General features: G+C 71.7%; 20 protein-coding genes. 17 read left to right on the top strand and 3 right to left on the bottom strand.

The window, feature by feature from the left end:
- Positions 1–306: 306 nt before the first annotated feature.
- From ACTIDRAF_RS0203685 to ACTIDRAF_RS35230, 3 genes are all read left to right on the top strand, one after another.
- The gene (locus ACTIDRAF_RS0203685) at positions 307–1,047 is read left to right on the top strand and encodes a response regulator transcription factor (RefSeq protein ID WP_016697369.1); all 741 of its coding nucleotides are present in this window, start codon (positions 307–309) and stop codon (positions 1,045–1,047) included.
- The gene (locus ACTIDRAF_RS34755) at positions 1,044–2,774 is read left to right on the top strand and encodes a sensor histidine kinase (RefSeq protein ID WP_016697368.1); all 1,731 of its coding nucleotides are present in this window, start codon (positions 1,044–1,046) and stop codon (positions 2,772–2,774) included. Before ACTIDRAF_RS0203685 ends, ACTIDRAF_RS34755 begins: the two co-directional genes overlap by 4 nt.
- Before the next feature lie 250 nt (positions 2,775–3,024).
- Positions 3,025–3,888 carry an NUDIX domain-containing protein gene (locus ACTIDRAF_RS35230; RefSeq protein WP_016697367.1) on the top strand — a complete coding sequence of 288 codons (864 nt, stop codon included), beginning with the start codon at positions 3,025–3,027 and terminating at the stop codon, positions 3,886–3,888.
- A 421-nt stretch (positions 3,889–4,309) separates the two neighbouring features.
- On the opposite strand, the gene ACTIDRAF_RS0203670 is transcribed toward ACTIDRAF_RS35230, so the two are convergent.
- Positions 4,310–4,810, bottom strand: coding sequence for a hypothetical protein (locus ACTIDRAF_RS0203670; RefSeq protein WP_016697366.1), 501 nt, complete (start codon positions 4,808–4,810; stop codon positions 4,310–4,312).
- Between the two features lie 129 nt (positions 4,811–4,939).
- Positions 4,940–5,422, bottom strand: coding sequence for a hypothetical protein (locus ACTIDRAF_RS0203665; protein ID WP_016697365.1), 483 nt, complete (start codon positions 5,420–5,422; stop codon positions 4,940–4,942).
- Between the two features lie 610 nt (positions 5,423–6,032).
- Between ACTIDRAF_RS0203665 and ACTIDRAF_RS27070 the strand changes: the two genes are divergently transcribed.
- The 12 genes from ACTIDRAF_RS27070 (at position 6,033) to ACTIDRAF_RS0203605 (ending at position 19,658) form a co-directional block, all read left to right on the top strand.
- Positions 6,033–6,890: a helix-turn-helix domain-containing protein gene (locus ACTIDRAF_RS27070; RefSeq protein WP_083886078.1), complete on the top strand. Its 858-nt coding sequence runs from the start codon at positions 6,033–6,035 to the stop codon at positions 6,888–6,890.
- Between the two features lie 2 nt (positions 6,891–6,892).
- Entirely contained in the window at positions 6,893–7,081 is a 189-nt protein-coding gene (locus ACTIDRAF_RS0203655; RefSeq protein WP_016697363.1) for a DUF397 domain-containing protein, read from the top strand.
- 259 nt (positions 7,082–7,340) lie between these two features.
- On the top strand, positions 7,341–7,766 hold the full coding sequence (locus tag ACTIDRAF_RS0203650; protein ID WP_016697362.1) for a hypothetical protein: 426 nt from the start codon (positions 7,341–7,343) through the stop codon (positions 7,764–7,766).
- 108 nt (positions 7,767–7,874) lie between these two features.
- A complete protein-coding gene (typA, locus tag ACTIDRAF_RS0203645) occupies positions 7,875–9,776 on the top strand; it encodes a translational GTPase TypA (protein ID WP_016697361.1) in 1,902 nt (633 codons plus the stop codon).
- Positions 9,777–10,035: 259 nt separating this feature from the next.
- Positions 10,036–11,790 (top strand): ABC transporter family substrate-binding protein, encoded by a 1,755-nt coding sequence (locus ACTIDRAF_RS0203640; RefSeq protein WP_016697360.1) that lies wholly within the window; start codon positions 10,036–10,038, stop codon positions 11,788–11,790.
- A gap of 365 nt (positions 11,791–12,155) precedes the next feature.
- Positions 12,156–13,952: an ABC transporter family substrate-binding protein gene (locus ACTIDRAF_RS0203635; RefSeq protein ID WP_026065745.1), complete on the top strand. Its 1,797-nt coding sequence runs from the start codon at positions 12,156–12,158 to the stop codon at positions 13,950–13,952.
- A gap of 144 nt (positions 13,953–14,096) precedes the next feature.
- Entirely contained in the window at positions 14,097–15,092 is a 996-nt protein-coding gene (locus ACTIDRAF_RS0203630; protein ID WP_016697358.1) for an ABC transporter permease, read from the top strand.
- Complete coding sequence (locus ACTIDRAF_RS0203625; RefSeq protein WP_245533431.1) at positions 15,085–16,011, top strand: ABC transporter permease; 927 nt, start codon at positions 15,085–15,087, stop codon at positions 16,009–16,011. The genes ACTIDRAF_RS0203630 and ACTIDRAF_RS0203625 overlap by 8 nt, the downstream gene beginning before the upstream one ends.
- Positions 16,011–17,147: an ABC transporter ATP-binding protein gene (locus ACTIDRAF_RS0203620; protein WP_016697356.1), complete on the top strand. Its 1,137-nt coding sequence runs from the start codon at positions 16,011–16,013 to the stop codon at positions 17,145–17,147. Before ACTIDRAF_RS0203625 ends, ACTIDRAF_RS0203620 begins: the two co-directional genes overlap by 1 nt.
- Positions 17,144–18,196: an ABC transporter ATP-binding protein gene (locus tag ACTIDRAF_RS0203615; protein WP_016697355.1), complete on the top strand. Its 1,053-nt coding sequence runs from the start codon at positions 17,144–17,146 to the stop codon at positions 18,194–18,196. Before ACTIDRAF_RS0203620 ends, ACTIDRAF_RS0203615 begins: the two co-directional genes overlap by 4 nt.
- 140 nt (positions 18,197–18,336) lie before the next feature.
- Positions 18,337–19,248 carry an N-acetyl-1-D-myo-inositol-2-amino-2-deoxy-alpha-D-glucopyranoside deacetylase gene (gene mshB, locus ACTIDRAF_RS0203610; RefSeq protein ID WP_016697354.1) on the top strand — a complete coding sequence of 304 codons (912 nt, stop codon included), beginning with the start codon at positions 18,337–18,339 and terminating at the stop codon, positions 19,246–19,248.
- Positions 19,248–19,658, top strand: a complete 411-nt coding sequence (locus ACTIDRAF_RS0203605; RefSeq protein ID WP_016697353.1) for a hypothetical protein — start codon at positions 19,248–19,250, stop codon at positions 19,656–19,658. Before mshB ends, ACTIDRAF_RS0203605 begins: the two co-directional genes overlap by 1 nt.
- Positions 19,659–19,679: 21 nt before the next feature.
- On the opposite strand, the gene ACTIDRAF_RS0203600 is transcribed toward ACTIDRAF_RS0203605, so the two are convergent.
- Positions 19,680–20,513 (bottom strand): GNAT family N-acetyltransferase, encoded by an 834-nt coding sequence (locus tag ACTIDRAF_RS0203600; RefSeq protein WP_016697352.1) that lies wholly within the window; start codon positions 20,511–20,513, stop codon positions 19,680–19,682.
- Positions 20,514–20,728: 215 nt separating this feature from the next.
- Between ACTIDRAF_RS0203600 and fdxA the strand changes: the two genes are divergently transcribed.
- Together fdxA and dapC are read left to right on the top strand one after the other, a co-directional pair.
- The gene (gene fdxA / locus ACTIDRAF_RS0203595; protein WP_016697351.1) at positions 20,729–21,049 is read left to right on the top strand and encodes a ferredoxin; all 321 of its coding nucleotides are present in this window, start codon (positions 20,729–20,731) and stop codon (positions 21,047–21,049) included.
- A 4-nt stretch (positions 21,050–21,053) separates the two neighbouring features.
- Positions 21,054–22,157, top strand: a 1,104-nt coding sequence (gene dapC / locus ACTIDRAF_RS0203590) for a succinyldiaminopimelate transaminase (protein WP_016697350.1), incomplete at its 3' end; no start/stop codon positions are given.

The following is a 22,157-nucleotide window of genomic DNA, read 5'->3' as shown; positions in this document are numbered from 1 at the left end:
CGACGGGCTCGCGCCCGCCGGGACGCCCAGCCACACCAGCCCGCCGGCGCCCAGGACGGTGCCGGCGACCGCGCCCGCCACCGTCAGCTTCCGCTTCTCCATGTCGTTCAGTCTCCTCCCAGGGAACCAGCCTCGGGTTCCGCTGCTCCCACGATGGGCCACCCTCGCTGAGACCCCGCTGAGAACGGCGGCCAGGGGCGGCGGGCACCGACGCCTGAGCCCCCCGTCGGCGCTGGTCAGCGGTCTTGCTGAGAGCCCGCTGAGAGCGGGGGCGGCGCCGGCGGGGGGACCCGGCATGCTGGACGGGTGAAACCCAGGGTGTTGGTGGCCGATGACGAGGCCGGAGTGCGGCGGGCGCTGAACCGGGGCCTCAGCGCGGAGGGCATGGACGTGGTGCTCGCCCAGGCCGGGCCGGACGCGTTGCGCCTGGCGCTGACGGGCGCGTTCGACGCGATCCTGCTGGACATCATGATGCCCGGCCTGTCCGGTTACCGGGTGCTCGCCGAGCTGCGACGCAGGGGGATCACCACCCCGGTGCTGCTGGTGTCGGCGAAGGACGGGGAGGTGGACCAGGCGGACGGGCTCGACCTGGGGGCCGACGGGTACCTGGTGAAACCGTTCTCGTTCGTGGTGTTGCTGGCCCAGCTCCGCGCCGTGCTGCGGCGGGCCGAGTCGTCGGGCGCGCGGGAGGGCGTGGTGTACCGGCTCGACGAACTGGTGTTGGACACCGGCGCGCGCAGCGTGACGTGGCGGGGCGCCGAGGTGGGGCTGAGCCCCCGGGAGTACGCGGTGTTGCGGGTCCTGATGGGCCGTGCCGGGGCGGTGGTCGGGAAGGACGAACTGCTGGCCGAGGTGTGGGGCGACGAGGCGGCCGCCACCCGCAACGCCGTCGAGGTGTACCTGGGCTATGTGCGCCGGAAGCTGCAGGCCGTCGGCGCCGGGCACCTGCTGCGCACGGTGCGCGGGCACGGCTACCTGATCAGCGGGCCCGAGCTGGCCGAGACCTCGCTCGCCCCGGCGGGCGGCGGGGACCCGGGCCGCCGGTGAGGGGCCGGGTCGCCGGCTGGTGGTCGCGCCGGTCCCTGTGGGCGAGGATCTCCCTGGTCACCGCGGTGGCCACCCTGGTGTTGATGGTGGCGTTGTCCTCGGTCGTCATCGCCCTGGCCGACCGGATGGTGACGGGGTCCGCCGACGACGAGTTGCGTCGCTCCCTCGTGGCGGCGGTCAGCGCCGTCTCCGAGGGACACCCGCCTCCTCCGGTGCCACCGGCCCTGAACCGACCCGCCGTGCGCGTGCTCGACACGGCGGGAGCCCCCCGGGACAGCCAACCCGCGCCGGGACTGTCCGAGGCGGAACTGGAGGCGCTGCGCACCGGGCGGTTCGTGACCCGAGGCGGGTACGGCACGGTGTCGCGGGCCGCGGGCATGGTGACCAGCCAACCGGACGGGTCCCAGCGGCTGGTGGTGGCGGAGGTCGAACTCGCCGGCTACGGCGAGATGCGCCGGGTCGGCCTGCTCGTGCTGCTGTTGTGCTCCGGGGTCGGGGTGGGGGTGGTGGGGCTGGTGACCTGGGTCGCCGTGCGTGGTTCCCTCCGCTCGGTCGACCGGGTCCGGCGGGCCGCGCTCGGCCTGGCGCCGGGCGGTCGCCTCCCGGTCCCCGAGGCCCGGGACGAGCTGCGGACCCTCGCCGAGGAGCTCAACGGGCTGCTGGCCCGCCGCGACGAGGCGGTGGCGCGGCTGCGCCGGTTCACCGGCGACGCCGCCCACGAACTGCGCTCCCCGGTGACCTCGATCCGCGCGCAGGCGGAGGTCGCGCTCGCCTACCCCGACCCGGACGACGCGCAGGAGGTGTTGGCCGAGGTCGTCACCGAGTCCAACCGGCTCACCGCCCTGCTGGAGGACATGCTGTCGTTGGCGCGGTCCGACGCGGGCGAGTACCGGGAGCCGGTGCCGGTCGACGTCGCCGAACTCGCGCGGCAGGTGGCGCGGCGGCACCGGCTCGACCAGCAGGGGCCGCCGGCCCGCCCCGATCCCGGTTCGACGATGCCGGCCGGCTCGTCCGCCTCCCCCGCCGGCGGTGGTGGGGGACCGGACGTCCCCGCTCCCGGCCCGTCGGCTCCCCCTCGGACCGGCACGGCCGCCGCGTCGTCCCACGACGCCGGCGACGGCCCGGCATCCGGTGCCGGCCAGCTCGCCGGGGCACGTCCACCTGCCTCGGCCGAGGCCGAGGAGTCGTTCCGGCCCGACGCCGACCGCGACGAGCGGACCGCCGGCGACAGCGACGAGCGTTCTCCCGTCGGCGGGGTCGAGGGCGGCACCGGCGCGGGGCTCGTCGGGGAGCCGCCGGGCGGGGGCGGGTGCCAGGGGGTGTCACGTCCCCGCCCAGCCCGGGTGGTGCTCTGCTACGCGCCGGTGCCCGCACTGGCGGCGGCCGACCCGGTCGAGGTGGACCGGGTGCTCACGAACCTGGTGTCGAACGCCGTGCGGCACACCCGTGTCCTGGTGCGGGTGACGGTGCTGCCGGCCGGTCGGCACGTCAGGTTGGTCGTCGACGACGACGGCCCCGGCATCCCCGAGGAGCACCGGGCCCGGGTGTTCGACCGCTTCTACCGGGTCGACACCGGGCGGGCCAGGCAGGAGGGCGGCACCGGCCTCGGACTGGCGCTGGTCGCCGAGCTGGTGGCCCGGCGGGGCGGCTGGGTCCGGGCCGGGGTGTCCCCGGAGGGCGGCGCCCGGTTCGAGGTGGTGTGGCCGGCGCACCCGCCCGAGAAGTGACCGACCCGGGGTGCCGGTGGGGGAGCGCCGGCGGGAGGAGGACCGCCGCATCCGCGTCGTCCGCACCCGAGGAGGCGCTGGGCCCACGAGCATGAAGGCCGTTCCGGCTCCTACCGCTTCGACTCGGAACCGGTCGCCCGGCCGGCCAGGCCGGAGCGGGCGCCGTGAGGCCGAGCCCCCGCGTCCCGCGACCACCCGGAGAAGCCCGACCCGCCGTCCGCGTCCTCCCAGGCACCGGCACCATCGACGGATGCCCGTGTTGAGAACCACCGCGTTGGTGGACGCCGAACCCGAGACCGTGGCCGCCGCCCTCCGCGACCGCCGGCAGTTCGTGGACGACCCGGCCGCCGGGGTGCGGATGCGGGCCGTCGACGGTCCCGGGTTGCTGGGAGCGGACGAGTCGATCTCCTTCCACGTCCGGGTGCTGCCCGGGGTGTGGATCCCGCTGCGCACGGTCCTCACGGAGGTGGGTGGGAGCGGTTTCCGCTCCCGCTCCCGGCCCGGGCCGTTCTTCGAACGGCTCGAGCACCAGGTCACCCTCGCTCCCACCGGGGCCGGGGTCCTCGTCACCGACGAGGTGTCGTGGACGACGAGGTTCGGGCCGCTGGGCCGGCTCGTCGACGTCCTGATCGGCCGGCGGGTGGCCCTGCGCGTGCTGGCGGCCCGGGAACGGGCGCTCCGGGACCGGGTGCTTGAACTCGGGTCGGCCCGGCGGGTGGTGGGCGCCGCGATCGTGCGGGACGGGCGGTTGCTCGCCCAGCGGCGGTCGTTCCCCGTGGAGGTCGCGGGCCGCTGGGAACTCCCGGGCGGACGGGTGGAGACCGGCGAGACCGACTGGGACGCCCTGCGCCGGGAGTGCGCGGAGGAGCTGGGCGCGGAGGTGACCGTGCTCGACCGGGTCGGACCGGACCTCCCGCTGCCCGGCGGGTCCGTCCTCCGGCTGTACGAGGCGGTGCTGGCCGAGGGGTCGGCGGAGCCCACCGCCGTGGAGCACGAGGGACTGCGCTGGGTGTCCGGGGAGGAACTGGACGCACTGGACTGGCTGGAGGCGGACCGGATCGTGCTGCCCGAGCTGCACGCCCTCCTCCGTCCCCTGGACAGCGAGGTGGGCTGACCACTCATCGCCCGTGGAGCGGCCCGCCGCCCCCGCCGCGACCGGTGACGTACTGCTGTTCGTCCCGTTGGTTGCCTTGCTTCCCCTTCGGTTCGCGAACCTGCGCGCCATCGCCCGCGATCACCCTGGTGGTGGGAAACGTCTCCGTCCTCCTCGGATGTGCCCGGTGGATTTCCCGACGGTCCGGGTGGTGTCGGTGTACGACGTCCTCGTCAACGTCGCGGTCCCGGCGTTGGTGGTCCCTTCGGGCCGCCTCCTCCGGCGTTCGAGCCCGATGGGACGTGGGGGTGGAGGCGGTCCGACTGGCCGTCCGTTTCCTGTCTCCACGACTCGACCGGAATGTGGTGCTGGTACCGCTGACGTGGTGGGACGCGGTGAGTCCCAGTGCTGCCTCGGGGAGGTCCCGCTAGGGGGTGCGTCGTCAACTCGTCTCGTGGTCGCCGTGGGATGCGGATACCTGGGGTGGGTGGACGGTTCGCCAGTCCAGGCCGTCCAGGGTTGAGCAACCTTCGAGCAGGCCGCGAGCCAGCTCGTTCGCGTCGGTCCGCGCGAGGAGGAGCGCGACCGGGTGCTCGGTGTCGAGGGTGTCCAGCGCGACGAGGTCACCGCCCCCTCCTGCCCCCGGCCGGACCAGCTCGCCCCCCGGCACGCAGTTCAGGTGGGTGACCAGACACTTCTCCGCCGTCAGTCCGACGACCGTGCCCGACCGGGCGTCGGTGACGAGCTCCGCGAGTGTCCGGGCCTGGGACGGCGCGAGGGCGATGGTGGTCGTGTGCAGGGTGAGGGCCAGCAGCCGGAGCGGGTCGATCTCCAACCGGCACGTGATGGCCGTCATGGAGCCGGCATGGACGAGGTCGGCGGCCACGGTGATCCGCCAGTCCGTGTCGTGGGACCTGGGCGGTGGGGGAGTGGTGTGGTGCATCGGAATCTCCAGAGCTGTCGGGAGGAAGGGGCGGGGCGGCGGAGAAGCCCACTTCGGGGCGGTCCGAGAGAAGGCGAGGAGGCGAGACCGCAGGCTCGTGGCGACCGTGGCCCTGTGGTGCCGCGACCCTCAGGGGCACGGCCGGTCGAGATCGGGTGGTGCGGTACTCACGGCCGAACGGGCGTGGGGGGTGCTGAGGCGCAACAGAGCGACTCCCTCCGTGAGGAGGGTCGCGATCCGCTGAGCAGCGTCGGTGTCGAACCGGGTCGTCCAGTCCGCGACTCCGGCGGAGGCGGGGAGCAGGCGCCACATCGTCCCCGAAGTGCTCTCCTCCGGTGTCACGACGAGGGAGCAGCGGGGGCTCATCTCGTGTGCGACGGGGAGGCGCGTCGCGGTACCCGTGCGCAGCGTCGTCGCCAGTCGACGGGCCTCGTCACGTGCGAGCCCGATGCTTCCCGCCCTGGTGGAGCCGAGGCGCAGGACGACCCTGGTGCGGCTGTGATCCAGCTCGACCTGGCAGGTGGAGGTCGACCGCCGTTCCACGTCCCAGCCGGTCACGCGGTGGTACCAGCGGAAACGATCCTCGTCCAGCGGCGACAGGTCCGTGTTCACGAGCCTGCCCTAGCGGACTGGTCACGAGGCGAGCCAGCGGTGTGGTCTGGTCGAGTCAGGCTGACCAGAGGCACATGACGTTGCATGGTCGTTGGCTCAACGAGAGCTTTCCGCGCGTTTTCGCGTAGCGGAGAACGGAGCGTGGGAAAAGCCAGCCCGGATGGTGAAGTCGTGCTGGCAGGACGGCAGAAGCAGCGGGGCGGGGTGGGCGATCGCGTTGAGGCCCGTTCATGCGGAGGAAGGTCCACACGCGCGAAGGCGGATGGAGTAGTGATCGCTTGGTTCAGGTGCGCAACCAGCGCTTCGGGCTTCCTCGCTACTGCGCCGAGCCGGCCACGTCGCAGGGCTCGGGCACATCCCACGGAGATCACGGCTGTTCTCCCCAACCTCGAAGGTTGAGGAGCGCGGTGCCGAAGGCACGCTGTGCTCGCCGGAGGTGGCCGCTCGCATGAGCGTGCCGCGATGGTCTGGAGGGCATGAGGCAACATGAGAATATTCCGCATCATGTCGGCATACTGACGAGATACAATGCTTCCCGCTGTCGTCGTGCCTGTTCAAGAACCCTTACGGGTTATTCCGAAAATATGCTGGAATTGGTTATTTTTCCTGCATGGACTTGATACGAGGACGGACGCCGTCAGCTCAGGTCGTGGGTACGGAGCTGCGTCGACTACGGAAGGCTCGGTACTGGTCTGGAACAAGGCTGGCGAGGGCGCTTGGTGTCAACCAGAGCACGATGTCACGCATCGAGAACGGCCTGGCGAACATCAGCCGAGAGCTCGTGATGGCAGCGCTCGCGCACCTCGCTGCCGGCCGTGCTGATCGGGAGCGGGTGCTGAGCGTTTTCGCGGAGGAGAGGGACGCTCACAGCTGGCTCGAGCGAGGCCACGACAGGCCCAAGCAACTCGACACGCTCGTCGAGTTCGAGCGAGAGGCAGCTCGTCAGAGCGGTCGCATCACTGACGTGTCCATGATGCTCGTGCCTGGGCTGCTTCAGATCCCGGCCTACACCCGCGAGATCATGCGGCTCGGTGGGGTGGCGCCTACCGAGGTCGAGAAGTGGGTGCGCGTCAGGCAGGCGAGGCAACTGGTACTCGGCCAACTGGACTTCATCGCCGTCCTGGACGAGGGTGTCCTGGCGCGCCCCGTTGGCGGCAGCGACGTCATGGCAAACCAGCTGCGGGCGATCCTCGACGTAGCGGGCCGGGAGAGAACTACCGTGCGAGTGCTGCCGACGGGCAACCCGAGCATCGCACTGAACGGTTCCTGGGTGCTGATGTCTACCGGCCCACGCCCGGTCGTCCACCTTGAGCACCTGCGGTCCGGGCTGTTCGTCTTCGCCGAAGCGGATGTCTCGGCTTACGAGATCGCCACGGCTACTGTCATGTCCGCGAGCCTCGGCCCGGCGGAATCGTCGAACCTCATCCGGGACTACCTGACAACATTCGCGGCGGCAGCGAAGGAGTGACCATGTTCGAGACGTGGCGGAAGAGCACGCACAGTGGCGTGCAGTCCAACTGTGTCGAGGTGGGGTCGTCGGTGGAGTTGGGGGTGGTGGGGATTCGGGACACGAAGAACCGTGGTGGGGGCACGATCGTGGTGGGTCGGCGGGCCTTCGTCGCCTTCGTCGACGCTGTTCGCTCCGGCCGGCTGGGCTGAGCGCGTTCGGAACCCCGCCCGAGGGGCCCTCCGGGGCAGGGCGGAGCCGAGGGTGGCCGGGTGGTGACCAGCGTCTCCGGTAGGCGGCGGCCCTTGCCGCGCGGAGTTCACGACTGATCGGTCGGGCGCCGGGCAGCCGCCGGCGGGGCTCCCGGGCGCCTGTCCTCGACCGGGCACGCCGGTCGTCCCGCGACTGGAGCCGCGTCACACTCCACCGGAACGACGACGACGGTGCGTAGCGCCCCGATAGCCTCCGGGAATGGCTTTCCTGCGTGGCGCGCTCCTCGCGCTGGCCGGTGTGGCGGGACTCGCGTCGCTGATCATGGTCTTCGTGCGGCTGGAGGAGTCCTTCCGCCTGTCCGCCCTCCAGTGCAGTGGCGGTCAGATGAGCCGGGTGGGTCAACCGAACGCCGTCGATCTGAGCTTCTCGTGCGACTCCGACCAGACCTTGCTGCTCGGGGCCCTGGGCATCGGGCTGTTCGGCCTGCTCATGGCGGTCATCGCCCTCGCCCTCCGACCCGCGCCGGCGGGCGTGCCCCGACCACCCGCCCAGTCCTCGTACTACGCTGCTGGGGTTCCACCCACCGCCCAGCCCGGCGCCGCCGGGCCCCCGAGCGGGGGCGTGCCCGCCCCGCCCGCCGGCTACCAGTACCACCAGCCGGGCGAGCAGCCGCCCCCGCAGTGACCAAGCGGACAGCGTTCGGCCACGTCACGTGCACTAGACTGGATCAGGCCGCGCGTGCGGACCCGCCGGCGGTCCTCTTCCTCCACCAACATCGTCAGGAGTCTTCGCGTGCCTGCTCCCAGTGCCGTCGCCGGTGAGCTCACCAGGACAGACCTGCGCAACATCGCGATCGTCGCGCACGTCGACCACGGCAAGACCACCCTGGTGGACGCCATGCTGCGCCAGTCGGGGGCCTTCTCCGCCCGTTCCGAACCGGTCGACCGGGTCATGGACTCCGGCGAGCTGGAGCGGGAGAAGGGCATCACCATCCTGGCCAAGAACACGGCCATCCGCCGGGAGACCCCGGACGGCGCCGTCACCATCAACGTCGTCGACACCCCGGGCCACGCCGACTTCGGTGGCGAGGTCGAGCGCGGGCTGTCGATGGTCGACGGGGTCGTGCTGCTGGTCGACGCCAGTGAGGGGCCGCTGCCCCAGACCCGGTTCGTGCTCCGCAAGACCCTCGCCGCCGGGCTGCCGGTCGTGCTCGTCGTCAACAAGGTCGACCGGCCGGACAGCCGGATCGCCGAGGTCGTCGAGGAGACCCACGACCTGCTGCTGGACCTGGCCGCCGAGGTCGGTGCCGACGACTCGGTCCTCGACCTGCCGGTCATCTACGCCTCCGCCCGGGCCGGCCGGGCCAGCCTGGAGCAGCCGGCCGACGGTGCGCTGCCCGACAGCGAGAACCTCGACCCGCTGTTCGAGATCCTGCTCAACCACGTGCCCGCCCCCACCGGCGACCCGGACGCCCCGCTGCGGGCCCTCGTGACCAACCTCGACGCCTCGGCGTTCCTCGGGCGACTGGCGCTGTGCCGGGTGCACGCCGGCCGCATCTCCAAGGGGGAGACGGTGGCGTGGTGCCGGGAGGACGGCTCCACCCAGAAGGTCCGGGTCGCCGAGCTCTTCCTCGCGGAGGCGCTGGACCGGGTCCCCGCCGAGCAGGCGGCCGCCGGCGACCTCGTCGCCATCGCCGGCATCCCCGACATCACCATCGGGGACACCCTCGCCGACGCCGAGAACCCCGAGCCGCTGCCGAGGATCACCGTCGACGAGCCGGCGATCTCCATGACGATCGGGGTGAACAGCTCCCCGATGGCCGGCCGCAACGGCGGGAGCAAGCTCACCGCGCGGCTGGTCAAGGGCCGGCTGGACGCGGAGCTGATCGGCAACGTCAGCGTGCGGGTGCTGCCCACCGAGCGTCCCGACGTGTGGGAGGTGCAGGGCCGTGGCGAGCTGGCGCTGGCCATCCTCGTCGAGCAGATGCGCCGGGAGGGCTTCGAGCTGACCGTCGGCAAGCCGCAGGTGGTCACCAAGACCATCGACGGCAAGCTGTGCGAGCCGTTCGAACGGCTCACCGTCGACATCCCCGAGGAGCACCTCGGGGCGTTGACGCAGCTCATGGCCAACCGCAAGGGCACCATGGAGCAGATGGGCGACCACGACGGTTCCGGTCGCATCAAGATCGACTACATCGTGCCGGCCCGGGGCCTCATCGGGTTCCGCACCGAGTTCCTCACCGAGACCCGGGGCACCGGTATCGCCAACCACGTCTTCGTCGGCTACCAGCCCTGGGCCGGCGAGCTGCGCACCCGGCACAGCGGTTCGCTGGTCGCCGACCGCACGGGCGCGGTCACCAGCTACGCGATGATCCAGCTGGCCGACCGGGGCACCTTCTTCGTGGAGCCCGGCGCGGCGGTGTACGAGGGCATGGTCGTGGGGGAGAACCCGCGCGCCGAGGACCTCGACGTCAACGTGTGCCGGGAGAAGAAGCTGACGAACATGCGGTCCTCCACCGGCGACGAGCTGGAGCGGCTGGCCCGCCCCCGCAAGCTCGGTCTGGAGGAGGCGCTGGAGTTCTGCTCCTCGGACGAGTGCGTCGAGGTCGCTCCCGACGTGGTCCGGGTCCGCAAGACGGTGCTGGACTCCACGCAGCGGGCCAGGGAGCGCGCCCGCGCCAAGACCCGCGGCTGACAGCCCACCCGGAGGTCGGCGGTCCCCCTCCTCGGGGGGCCGCCGGCCCCGCGCGTGATGGCCCCGGAGGGCGGCGTGCCGCGCCGGGGGCGCGGACGCAACCGGGAGAACACACCACGCCGGATACGGTCACCGCTACGCTCGGGCTGCCGTCGTGCGCCCGACCCCTGACCCGCGCCCACCGCTGGCGGTCAGCGGACAGGTCCCGGTCACCCGTCGGTGTTCCTGTCGACCAGCGCAGAAACCAGAGGAGAGCTCGATGACCGGGTCAGCGCCGCACCGGTCGCGGTGCCGGGTCAGCGCGCTCCTCTCGGCGCTGGTGGCCCTCGTCCTCGTCGCCGCGTGCACCAACACCCCGCCGCCCCCGCTCGTCGATCCCACGCACACCGACCAGGTCCCCAGCGACCCGGTGCCCAACGAGATCGTGGTGGGGGTGGACGAGCTCTCCGGTGGGTTCAACCCGCACCTGCTCTCGGACCTCTCCGCCACCACCACCGTGCTCGCCAGCCTGCTGCTGCCCTCGGTGTTCCGGCCAGGACCGGGCGGCGAGCCCCGGCTCGACCGGTCGGTGGCCACCTCCGCCCGGGTGGTGGACGCCGACCCGTTCACCGTGCGCTACGTCCTGCGGCAGGACGCGTCCTGGTCGGACGGGGCGCCGATCGCCGCCGAGGACTTCGACTACCTGTGGCAGCGGATGCGTTCCGAACCGGGGGTGGTGGACTCGGCCGGGTACCGGCTGATCGACGAACTCACCTCGCGCAATGGCGGAAAGGTCGTCGAGGTCACCTTCTCCGAACCGTACCCGGCGTGGCGTTCGCTTTTCTCCGATCTGTTGCCGGCCCACCTGCTCAAGGATGCCCCCGGCGGGTGGACCGGCGCATTCTCGAACACGTTCCCGGTTTCGGGAAACGCGTTCACGGTCAACGTGATGGACCTGGAACGCGGTGAACTCATTCTGGAGCGCAACGACAAGTACTGGTACAATCCGGCGTCCCTGGACCGGCTCGTGTTCCGGGAGGCCTCGCACAGCGGACTGGCGTCCGCCCTGGACAGCGACGACAACCAGGCGGCCATGCTGCGGGCCGACGCCATCGCCACCGGCCTGCTCGCCAGCATCGACGCGCCGCTGGACAGCTGGACGGTGCCCCGGTCCCACCGGGTGGAGGTGCTGTTCCGGCCGGCGAGCCCGCAGCTGAGCGACCAGCGGGTGCGCCGGGCGGTGGCCGCCTCCCTCGACCGCGACTTCCTCATCGCCGCCGGCGCCCGCAGCGGGCCCTCCGCCGAGCTGCGCGTCGACGCGCAGCTGCGGTCCCCGGTCGACCCGGTGTTCACGCCGACCCTCCCCGAGGGCTCGGTGCTGGGCAGCGGTGATCCCGACCTGCTCGTCGAGGAGCTGTCCGAGGCCGGGTACGCGCTGGTCGACGGGCAGTGGTTGCGCAACGGGGTTCCCTTCGAGCTGGTGGTGGCCGCGCCGAGGGGGCAGGAGCCGTACACCTCCTTGGCCGGGCACGTGGCCCGCCAGCTGGGGGACCTCGGGGTGGAGACGAGCCTGATCACGCCTCCCGCCGACGAGCTGTACCCGATGTTGGTCAGCGGGCAGCCGGGGGGCGGGGCGAGCGCCGGCTCGGTGACGGGGGAGGGCGAGACCCCCCCGATCGTGGACGTCGCGGTGGTGCCCCGGCCGACGGGCGGCGATGTCGCCACCGAGCTGGCCTCCTGGTTCGGGTGCGTGCCGGCGGCCGTGGACGGCTCCCCGGTGCTGCCCGGCAACCCGGCCGGCTTCTGCGATCCCCAACTCCAACCCGTCATCGACTCGGTGTTGACCGGGGGTACCCCGCTGTCCGAGGTCGAGGCCGAGCTGGAGGACGCGCTCTGGCAGCGGGCGGTCGCGCTCCCGCTGTTCCAGCTGGCCGAGACGGTGGTCGCCACCGAGGAACTCGACGGACTGGCGCACACCCGGCCGTTCCTCGGCCCCTTCTCCAGCGCCCTCCACTGGCGACGGGTCGGAGCCTGACGGCGGCGCGTACCCCCGGGAGGAACGGCGTCGGGTGCGACGGGGATTCGGTGCCGGGGGCGGAGCCCGCTTGGGAGAATCCACGGCGGTGAATTGGGGCCGAACGGCGGGAAGAACACGCCCGTAACACCAGGGCAATAGTGTTCAAAAAACGGACGTGTCCGTTCGGTTAGTGGACGATAACCCTCCGCGTGCGAGGAGTCACCTTTTGGTCACGATCCAGTGTTCCCAGGTGACCGCCACCTGTCGCAGTTCTTACCGTTCCGCCAATGGCGAACCGGCTTCCGGGTTGGGCCGCTGATGGGTGGTTCGGGTCATGACCGTTGGTTGCGGTCCGCTGACCCAGTGCTAGGAGGGCACACCAAATGAGGAGAACGAGGTCTGTCGCCGCGGTCGCGGTGACGATGAGCGCCGCGCTCGTGCTGAGCGCCTGCGGCGGCGGAGGCGGCAACGGCGACGACAACGGCGGTGGCGGGGGCGGCCTCAACGACTCCAGCGCGACCGGTGGGAAGGGCAACAACGGCGACGGCACCTACAACGTGCCGGAGGTCGAGCAGGGCGGCACCGTGACCGTCACGCACGACGCGGCCTACACGTCGTACAACAACGGTGCGCGCAGTGCCAACAACTTCAACAACACCCTGGTGTTGAACCCGGTGATCTCGGAGCCGTTCGTCGTCACCGACACGATGGAGATCCTGCTCAACGCCGACGTGATGGAGTCGGCGGAGGTCAGGAGCGAGGACCCGCAGGTCGTCGAGTGGAAGATCCGCGAGGGCGTCACCTGGTCCGACGGTGAGCCCTGGGACTGCAGCGACTTCTACCTGTCCTGGTTCTCCAAGAGCAAGCTGGCCACCACCGAGGACGGCGGTGAGCTGTTCGCGCCGGCCTCCACCACCGGTTACGACATCATGACCGGTACGTGCGAGGACGACCGCACCTTCGTCGGCGAGTTCTCCGAGACCTACGCCGACTGGACCGGGCTGTTCGGCAGCAAGGCGGTCCTGCCGGCGCACATCCTGGAGCAGGAGACCGGCATCGAGGACGTCCTGGAGCTCAGCGCCGACAGCCCGCAGGACGAGCTGGACGCGGCCGCCGAGTTCTGGAACGAGGGCTGGAACGGGTTCAACCCGGAGCTGATGCCCTCCTCCGGCCCGTACATGTTCGACAGCTGGCAGCAGGGCACCTCGGTGACCCTGGTGCGCAACCCTGAGTGGATCGGCAACCCCGGCGGGCCCGACACGATCACGCTGCAGAACATCGCCGACGCCAACGCGCAGGTGACCGCGCTGCAGGACCAGCAGGTGCACGTCATCGCGCCGCAGGCCAACAGCGAGACCGCCGAGCAGCTCCAGGCGCTGACCTCGCAGGGCGTCACCTACGAGGCGAAGGCCGGTCTGACCTTCGAGCACCTCGACATCAACCTCGCCAGGGAGAAGTTCCAGGACCTCGCCCTGCGCCAGGCCTTCGCGGCCTGCGTCGACCGCGAGGAACTGGTCGACAAGCTGCTGAAGAGCGTCGACCCGGAGGCCGCCCCGCTGGGCAGCCTGCTGTTCCTGCCCGAGGAGCCCGGCTACGAGGACCTCTACAGCGACATCACCGGCCTGGGTGCCGACGCCGCCAAGGAGATCCTCGAGGAGGGCGGCTGGACCCAGGGTTCGGACGGCGTCTACGAGAAGGACGGCGAGCGCGCCTCGCTGACCATCAGCCACACCGCGCTGGACCGCCGCACCGACTCGGTCGCCCTCATCCAGGGCACCTGCGCCGAGGCCGGCATCGAGGTCATCAACGACACCGACGACAACTTCCTGGACACCCGCGTCAGCGAGGGTGACTACGACGTGGCCCTGTTCGCCTGGGTCGGTACCCCCTACAAGTCCTCCAAGGCCTCGCTGTACAGCATCGGTGGCGGCCAGAACTGGAGCGGCTGGGAGAACCAGGAGGCCACCGACCAGTTCGAGATCGTGAAGAACAGCCTCGACGAGGACGAGCGGTCCGCCGCGCTGTCCGCCGCCGACAAGGCCTACGCGGAGGACGTCCTGTCCATCCCGCTCTTCCAGGTGCCCGACGCCTGGGCCTACGCCGAGAACGTGGACCAGGTCACCTACCAGGGCTCCGACGGTGTGACCTGGAACGTCGCGGAGTGGGAGGTCAGTTCCTGACATCGGTCGCATGACACGGGGCCGGGCCGACGGGGTCCGGCCCCGTGTGCCACCCGAGGGTGGCACCGACCGGTGGCCCCTGCCGGTGCAGCCCGCGATCGGTCCGCCCGGGACTGACGTTGGCTTGGTATCGAGGACGACATCGTGCTCCGCTACATCATCCGCAGAATCCTCATATCGATCCCCATCCTCGGGATCGGCTCCTTCCTGGCCTACCTGCTGGTGTCCGCGGCCGGCAACCCGATCGGCGAGTACCGGGCCACCCCCGGTGTCACCGAGGAGGACGTCCAGAACCTGATGATCGAGCTGGGGCTCGACCGTCCGATCTGGGCCCGGTACTGGGACTGGCTCACCGGTTTCCTCACCGGTGACTGGGGCGAGAGCCTCGCCCTCGGTTCGGCCAAGGCCGACGTCTACGAGGAGGTCATGCGTGCCTTCAGCGTGACCTTCCGGCTCGTCATCGGCGCCGAGATCCTCGCGATCGTCCTGGGTGTCGCCATCGGCGTGCTCGCCGCGGTGCGCCAGTACACGATCTTCGACTACGTGGCGACCACCGCCGCCTTCGTCATGTTCTCCATGCCGCTGTTCTGCGTGGCGATCGTGCTGAAGATGTACGGCATCCGCTTCAACGACCTGTTGGTCTCGATGGGCGGTGAGCGCTGGATCCGCACGATCCCACCGGCCCAGGGGTTCCAGGGGTCCTTCTTCGAGCAGGTCAGCCAGTACGTGGGCGTCTACCTCCTGCCCACTCTGAGCCTGATGCTCATCAGCTTCGCCGCGTACAGCCGTTTCCAGCGCGCCTCCATGCTGGAGACGTTGGGCTCCGACTACGTCCGCACCGCCCGGGCGAAGGGCCTCCGCCCGTCCCGGGTCATCTTCCGGCACGCCTTCCGCAACGCGCTCATCCCGGTGACCACGATGGTCTCCCTGAACTTCAGCGCGGTGCTCGGTGGCGCGATCATGACCGAGATGGTCTTCGGCTGGCGGGGCATGGGCAGTCTGCTGGTCGACGCGGTCGGCCAGAAGGACCCGCCGATGCTCATGGGCTGGCTGATGGTCACCGCCGTGCTGACAGTCGCATTCAACCTGGTCGCCGACATCGTGTACGGCTTCCTGGACCCGAGGATCCGCCTTGGCTGACACAGTGACGAAGACGACGCCGGACGAACCGGACACGACGCCCCGGGCGGGCCACGAGTTCGACACCGAGGCGCGCAAGCAGTGGAAGATCGTGCTGCGGCGCTTCCTCCGGCACCGGATGGCGATGATCAGCCTCAGCGTGCTGGTGCTGATCGTGCTCGCGGCGATCGTGATGCCCTGGTTCCTCCCGTACGACCACACCTACACCGGCGGCGGGCGCTACGAGGACCCCGGGCCCGACCATCCGCTCGGCACCGACAACCTCGGTCGGGACATGCTGGCCATGCTGGTGCGCGGAACCCAGTTCTCGCTGCTCATCGCGGTGGTCGTCGCCGCGATGGCCACCGTGATCGGGGTGACCCTCGGCGCGGTCGCCGGGCTGCTCGGCGGGTGGGTGGACACGCTGTTCATGCGGCTGGTCGACCTGTGGCTGATCATCCCGCAGCTGGCGCTGGTGGCCCTGGCCGCGAGCGCCTTCGGTAGCAGCTGGTACCTGGTGGCAATCGCGCTGGGCCTGTTCAGCTGGATGTCGGTGGCCAGGATCAACCGGGGGCTCACCCTGTCCTTGGCGAACCAGGAGTTCGTCGAGGCGGCCAGGGCGATGGGCGCGAGCAACACCCGGATCGTGGTCAAGCACATCCTGCCGAACCTGACCGGTGTCATCACGGTCAACGCGACCCTCGCGGTGGCCACGGCCGTGCTCGCCGAGGCGGCGCTGTCGTTCATCGGCCTCGGGGTCAACATCCCCGACACCTCGCTGGGCCTGATCATCAACAACAACTACGCCCAGCTGGAGCTGCGGCCGTGGCTGTTCTGGGCGCCGTTCCTGGTGATCGTGCTGATCTCGCTGACCGTGAACTTCATCGGCGACGGCATCCGGGATGCCTTCGACCCGAAGCAGACGAAGGTGCGTGCCTGATGACGACGACAGCAGGTGACCTGCTCACCGTCGACAACCTGACGGTCGAGTTCCCGACCGACGACGGGGTGGTCCGCGCGGTCCGCGGTGTGTCCTTCACCCTCCGCCAGGGCGAGGTGCTGGGCGTCGTCGGCGAGTCCGGCTCGGGCAAGTCGGTGTCGTCGATGGCGGTGATGGGGCTGCTGCCCCGGAGCGCCCGCATCGGCGGGTCCATCCGCTTCCGCGACACCGAGATCGTCGGTCTCGGCCAGCGGCAGCTGGAGAAGCTGCGCGGCAACGACATCGCGATGATCTTCCAGGACCCGATGACCTCGCTGAACCCGGTGTACACCGTGGGCTGGCAGTTGTCGGAGGCCTACCGGGCCCACCACAGGGTGTCCAAGAAGGTCGCCTGGGCCAAGGCGGTGGAGGCCCTCGAACTGGTCGGCATCCCGCAGCCGGACCGGCGGGCGGCGCAGTTCCCCCACGAGTTCTCCGGCGGGATGCGGCAGCGGGTGGTGATCGCGATGGCGATCATCAACGATCCGACGCTGATCATCGCGGACGAGCCGACCACGGCGCTGGACGTGACCGTGCAGGCCCAGGTGTTGGAGACGCTGCTGCGCATCCGTGACGAGACCTCGGCCGCCATCATGATCATCACGCACGACCTCGGCGTGGTGGCCGGGATGGCCGACCGGGTCCAGGTGATGTACGGCGGGACCGTGGTCGAGTCGGGCCAGGTGGACGCCGTGTTCGAGCAGCCGAGGATGCCGTACACGGTCGGCCTGCTGGGATCCATCCCGCACCCCGACCTGCTCGGCAAGCGGCTGACCCCGATCAAGGGCGCCCCGCCGTCGCTGATGAACCTGCCGCCGGGGTGCGCCTTCGCCCCCCGTTGCCCGCTCGCCGGGCCGGAGTGCGACGAGGCCGAGCCGGAGCTCGTGCCCGTCGGCGTGTCCGGGCACACCAGCCGCTGCCTCAAGTGGGACGAGCTCGGTGGCGACGACGACAGCCGGGAACTGTTCGAGCACGACGAGATCGGTGCGGTGGAGAACCCGGCCTCGCTCACCCAGGCCGATCCGGAGCTCGCCGTCGTCGAGGACGTGGCCGAGGTCGAGCAGCGCATGGCCCGCGAGGAGGGCAGCAACCCATGACCACCGCGAAGACGTCCCCCTCGGACGCCGCACCAGCCGGGGCCGACACCGGCCAGCCACTGCTCCAGGTCAGCGACCTGGTGAAGAGCTTCCCCGTTCGCGGAAAGGGGATCATCCCCCGCACGGTCGGGCAGGTGCAGGCGGTCGCCGGCATCTCCTTCGACCTGCGCGCCGGGGAGACGCTGGGGCTGGTCGGGGAGTCCGGCTGCGGCAAGTCCACCACCGGCCGGGCCATCCTCCAGCTGCACCGGCCGACCTCCGGATCGGTGCGGTTCGAGGGCAGGGAACTGGTCGGCCGAACGGCCCGGCAGTTGCGTTCGGTCCGCCGGGACATGCAGATCGTGTTCCAGGACCCCTACGCCTCGCTGAACCCGCGCTGGACGGTGAACTCCGTGGTCCGGGAACCCCTGGAGATCCACCACTCCTCCTGGGGCGACAAGAGGATCCAGGCCAAGGTGAACAACCTGCTGGAGCTGGTGGGGCTCAACCCGGAGCACCGCAACCGGTTCCCGCACGAGTTCTCCGGCGGGCAGCGGCAGCGCATCGGCATCGCGCGGGCGCTGGCCCTGGAACCCAAGCTGCTCGTGCTCGACGAGCCGGTGTCCGCGCTCGACGTGTCCGTGCAGGCGGGCGTGGTCAACCTGCTGGAGGAGCTCCAGCAGCGGCTGAACCTCGCGTACCTGTTCGTCGCGCACGACCTGTCCATCGTGCGGCACATCTCACACCGGATCGCCGTGATGTACCTGGGCAAGATCGTGGAGATCGGCACCCGCGACGAGGTGTACGGCCGGGCCACCCACCCGTACACGCAGGCGTTGCTCTCCGCCGCACCGCTGCCCGACCCGAAGGCGGAACGGGAACGCCAGCGGATCGTCCTGACCGGTGACGTGCCCAGCCCGGTCAACCCGCCCTCGGGCTGCCGGTTCCGCACCCGCTGCTGGAAGGCCCAGGACATCTGTGCCACCGAGGAGCCGAAGCTGGAGGCGCGGGGCGAGGACGGGCACCTGTCCGCCTGCCACTTCCCCGAGGTCCGCTCGCGGGAGAGCTGAGCCGGGCCACACCGCCCGGCCGACCCCCGCCCGGTGTCCCGCCGGGCGGGAGGTGCGGCCGTGCCGCCGCCCCGGCCCCCACGGGGACCCGAGGTGCCCCGTCGCGGCACGGCGGTCGACGCGTTCCTTACGCTGGCTCGGTGACGACTGCCCCAGCGCTCCGCCTGACCGCCGCGCCGCGGTTACTCCTGGTACACGCCCACCCCGATGACGAGAGCATCTGGACCGGGGGAACGATCGCCCGGTACGCGGCGCAGGGGGTCGCGGTCACCGTCGTGACGTGCACCCTCGGCGAGGAGGGCGAGATCATCCCGGAGGGGTTGCGCGGCCTCGGCCCCGACCACGCCGACCAGCTCGGCGGTTACCGGGTCGGCGAGCTCCGCTCGGCCTGCGCCGTCCTCGGCGTGGACGACCACCGGTTCCTCGGCGGCATCGGCCGGTGGCGGGACTCGGGCATGCTCTGGGACGCCCCTGGCTTCGCCACCGCCGCCCCCGACGCGCACCCCCGGGCCTTCGCGCTCGGCGACCTCGCCGAACAGACCGCGGCCCTCGTGGAGGTGCTGCGCGAGGTGCGACCCCAGGTGGTCGTCACCTACGGCCCGGACGGGGGCTACGGCCACCCCGACCACGTGCGGGCGCACGACGTCACCATGTCGGCCACGGCACAGGTGCCCGAGGTCCTCCGCGTGTTCCACGTCGTCAACGCCGCGAGCGCCGTCAAGGAGGGGCTGGCCGAGATCGCCGCCCTCGGCGACGCCCACCCCTACCAGGTGCCCGCCGTCGGCGAGGTGCCCTCGACCCCCGACGACGAGGTGGACTCGGTGATCGACGTGGCGGACCACGTCCCGGCGAAGCTCAACGCGATGCGCGCGCACGCCACCCAGGTCCAGGTGTGGCACGGCGGCCCGGGGCAGGCCGTGTACGCCCTGTCCAACGACATCGCCCAACCGGTGCTGCGGGCCGAGTCCTACGTGTTGGCCAGCGGGAACCCGGCCGGTGCCGCGACCGACCTCTTCGGGGGCCTGCCAGGAGAACGCGGGGAGGACGCCTGATGAAGACGGTGCCGGACTGGCTGCTGCTCGCCATGCTGGTGCTCGACGCGGTGGTCCTCGCGCTGCTCGCCCTGTTCTTCCTGCCGTTGCGGGTCGGTGTCGTTCCCGTGCCCGTCACCGCCGTCCTGGCCGGTGCCACCAACGTGCTGCTGGTGCTCGCGGCGGGGCGGATCTCGGGCCGGATGCGGGTCGCGGGAGCCCCGCTGCTGGCCTGGGTGGTGGTGGTCATCGTGTTCGGGGTCGCCGGCCCCGGTGGCGACGTGGTGCTCATGGGCGACTGGCGGGGCCTGCTCCTGCTGGCGCTGGGCGCGCTGCCGCCCGCGATGGTGCTGGGCACGCTGAGCGGGCGGTACCGGGCGGCGACCAGGACGGCGCGCGGCGGGGCCACCGGAGTGGCCGCCCGGAAATGATCCGGTCAGGGGCGGAGCTGCTCAGCCGGGGGACCAGTACCGGTAGCGGTGGTGTTCGGTGCAGCCCAACCCCTCGTACAGGCGGCGGGCCGCGAGGTTGCCCTCGGTGACCTGGAGCAGGCAGCGCTCCGCGCCTCGATCGGCCGCCCAGCCGGCGAGCGCCCCGACGAGGGCTCGGGCCAGGCCCGTCCGGCGGTGCTCCGGCCGGACGGCGAGGCGAGCGACGTGCAACCAGCGGTTCCCCGGCGTCCCGACCACGCAGCCGCGCACGGCGGCCACGGGCACGCCCGCCACGGTGGACTCCCCGAACCCGACGGCGCCGTCCTCGCGGCGCGCCGGCGCGAGGACCGCGCGTTCCGCCGTCCCCGGGGCGCGGGTGCCGGCGGCCAGCTCCCACCAGCCGGGGCCGGGCGGGCTGGCGTGCACGAGGTGCGCCGGACCGGTCGCCGGCGGATCCGCCACCCCGACCGGACGGGGCCGGTCGTTCCCGACTGAGACCAACGGAGACGGGCAGCGGGTGAGGCCGGCTGCCGCTCCGCCCACCAGCGCGTCGAGCCGACCGCTGAGCACGAGCGTCTCCGAGCCGTGGTCCGGACGCCAGCCGAGCGCCCGAAGACCGGCCTCCACGGGATCACCCAGCACCACCTGGGCGCGGGGGACGATCCCGTGGGTTCCGGCGAACGCCAGCAGCCGGGGAACCACCAGGGGCGCGTCCGCCGCCGCCGGTCCGGGTGTCCCCGAGTTCGCCCGCAGGGTGAACCCGGCGGCGGCGCGGAACCGCCACCCCAGGACACGGTCCTCGGTCAACGCCGGCCAGGCGTCGGCGCACAACTCCTCGACCACTCGCTCCCGCACCGCCGCATCCTGCCCCGACCCCGCCGCGCACCGGAAGGCGGTATGGGCTGCGCCACGCCGAACCCCGACCGCGGCGCGCCCGCGTGGCGGGAGCCGGAAACGGGAGGAGTGGACTCCGAGGGGGGTGGGGCACCAGGGTGGACGGCGAGAGATACTGGAACGGCCGTGCGTCGAAGGTCCGCACGGGCGACTGGACGATGAGCAGGAGAGCCGCCGTGACCTACGTCATCGCTGAGCCGTGCGTGGATGTCCTCGACAAGGCATGCATCGAGGAGTGCCCAGTGGACTGCATCTACGAGGGCGACCGGATGCTGTACATCCACCCGGACGAGTGCGTGGACTGCGGGGCGTGCGAGCCGGTCTGCCCCGTCGAGGCGATCTACTACGAGGACGACGTGCCCGACCAGTGGGCGGCCTACACCAAGGCGAACGTCGACTTCTTCGACAAGCTCGGCTCGCCGGGTGGAGCGGCCAAGGTCGGCAAGGTCAGCGACGACCCCGCCTGGATCGCGCAGCTGCCCCCGCAGGGGGAATGACGAGGTGAGCACCAGGCGGACCGGCGGCCGGCGGCTGCCCGACTTCCCGTGGGACTCGCTGCGCGCGTCACGGGAGCGGGCGGCGGTCCACCAGGACGGCCTCGTGGACCTGTCGGTGGGCACTCCGGTCGACCCGGTCGCGCCGGAACTGCGGGCCGCGTTGGCCTCGGTGTCCGACCAGGGCGGCTACCCGACCACCCACGGCACCCGGGAGCTCCGGGAGGCCGTGGTGGCGGGCCTGGCCCGTCGGCACGGGGTGGTGGCGCTGCCCACCGACGCGGTGCTGCCCACGATCGGGTCCAAGGAGCTCGTGGCCTGGCTGCCGACGCTGCTGGGCCTCGGGCCGGGTGACGTCGTCGCGATCCCCGAACTCGCCTACCCCACCTACGAGGTGGGTGCGCGGCTCGCGGGAGCGGACGTCGTCCGCCTCGCCGACGGGGAACGCCCACCACGCGGGACGCGGCTGGTGTGGCTGAACTCCCCGTCCAACCCGACGGGGCGCGTGCTGGGGGCGGCGGCGCTGGCCGAGTCGGTCGCCGCCGCGAGGGAACTCGGGGCGGTCGTCGCCTCGGACGAGTGCTACCTGGCGCTGGGCTGGGACACCGAGCCGGTGTCCGTCCTGCACCCGGACGTGCTCGCCGCCTCCGGGGTGGGCGATTCCCTCGCCGGTCTGCTCGCGGTGCACTCGTTGTCGAAGTCCTCGAACTTCGCCGGCTACCGGGCCGGTCTCCTCGCGGGCGATCCGGTGCTGGTCGCCGAGGTCCTGGAGGTGCGCAAACACGCGGGCATGATCGTGCCCCGCCCCGTGCAGGCGGCGATCACGGCGGCGATGTCGGACGACCGGCACCTCGACGAGCAGCGGACCAGGTACGCGGCACGGCGGGCGGTCCTGCTGCCGGCGCTGCGTGCGGCGGGGTTCACCGTCGAGCACTCCGAGGCCGGCCTGTACCTGTGGGCCTCGCGGGGCGAGGACGCGTGGAGGACCGTGTCCTGGTTCGCCGACCGGGGGATCCTGGTCGCTCCCGGCGACTTCTACGGCCCGGCCGGCGGGAACCACGTCCGGGTCGCGCTGACCGCGACCGACGAACGGGTCGCCGCCGGCGCGGCC

Source organism: Actinoalloteichus spitiensis RMV-1378 (assembly GCF_000239155.1).
Taxonomy (GTDB): Bacteria; Actinomycetota; Actinomycetes; order Mycobacteriales; family Pseudonocardiaceae; genus Actinoalloteichus_B; species Actinoalloteichus_B spitiensis.
Note: the sequence above shows the minus strand (reverse complement) of the source record. Positions and strands in the feature narration are given on the sequence as shown.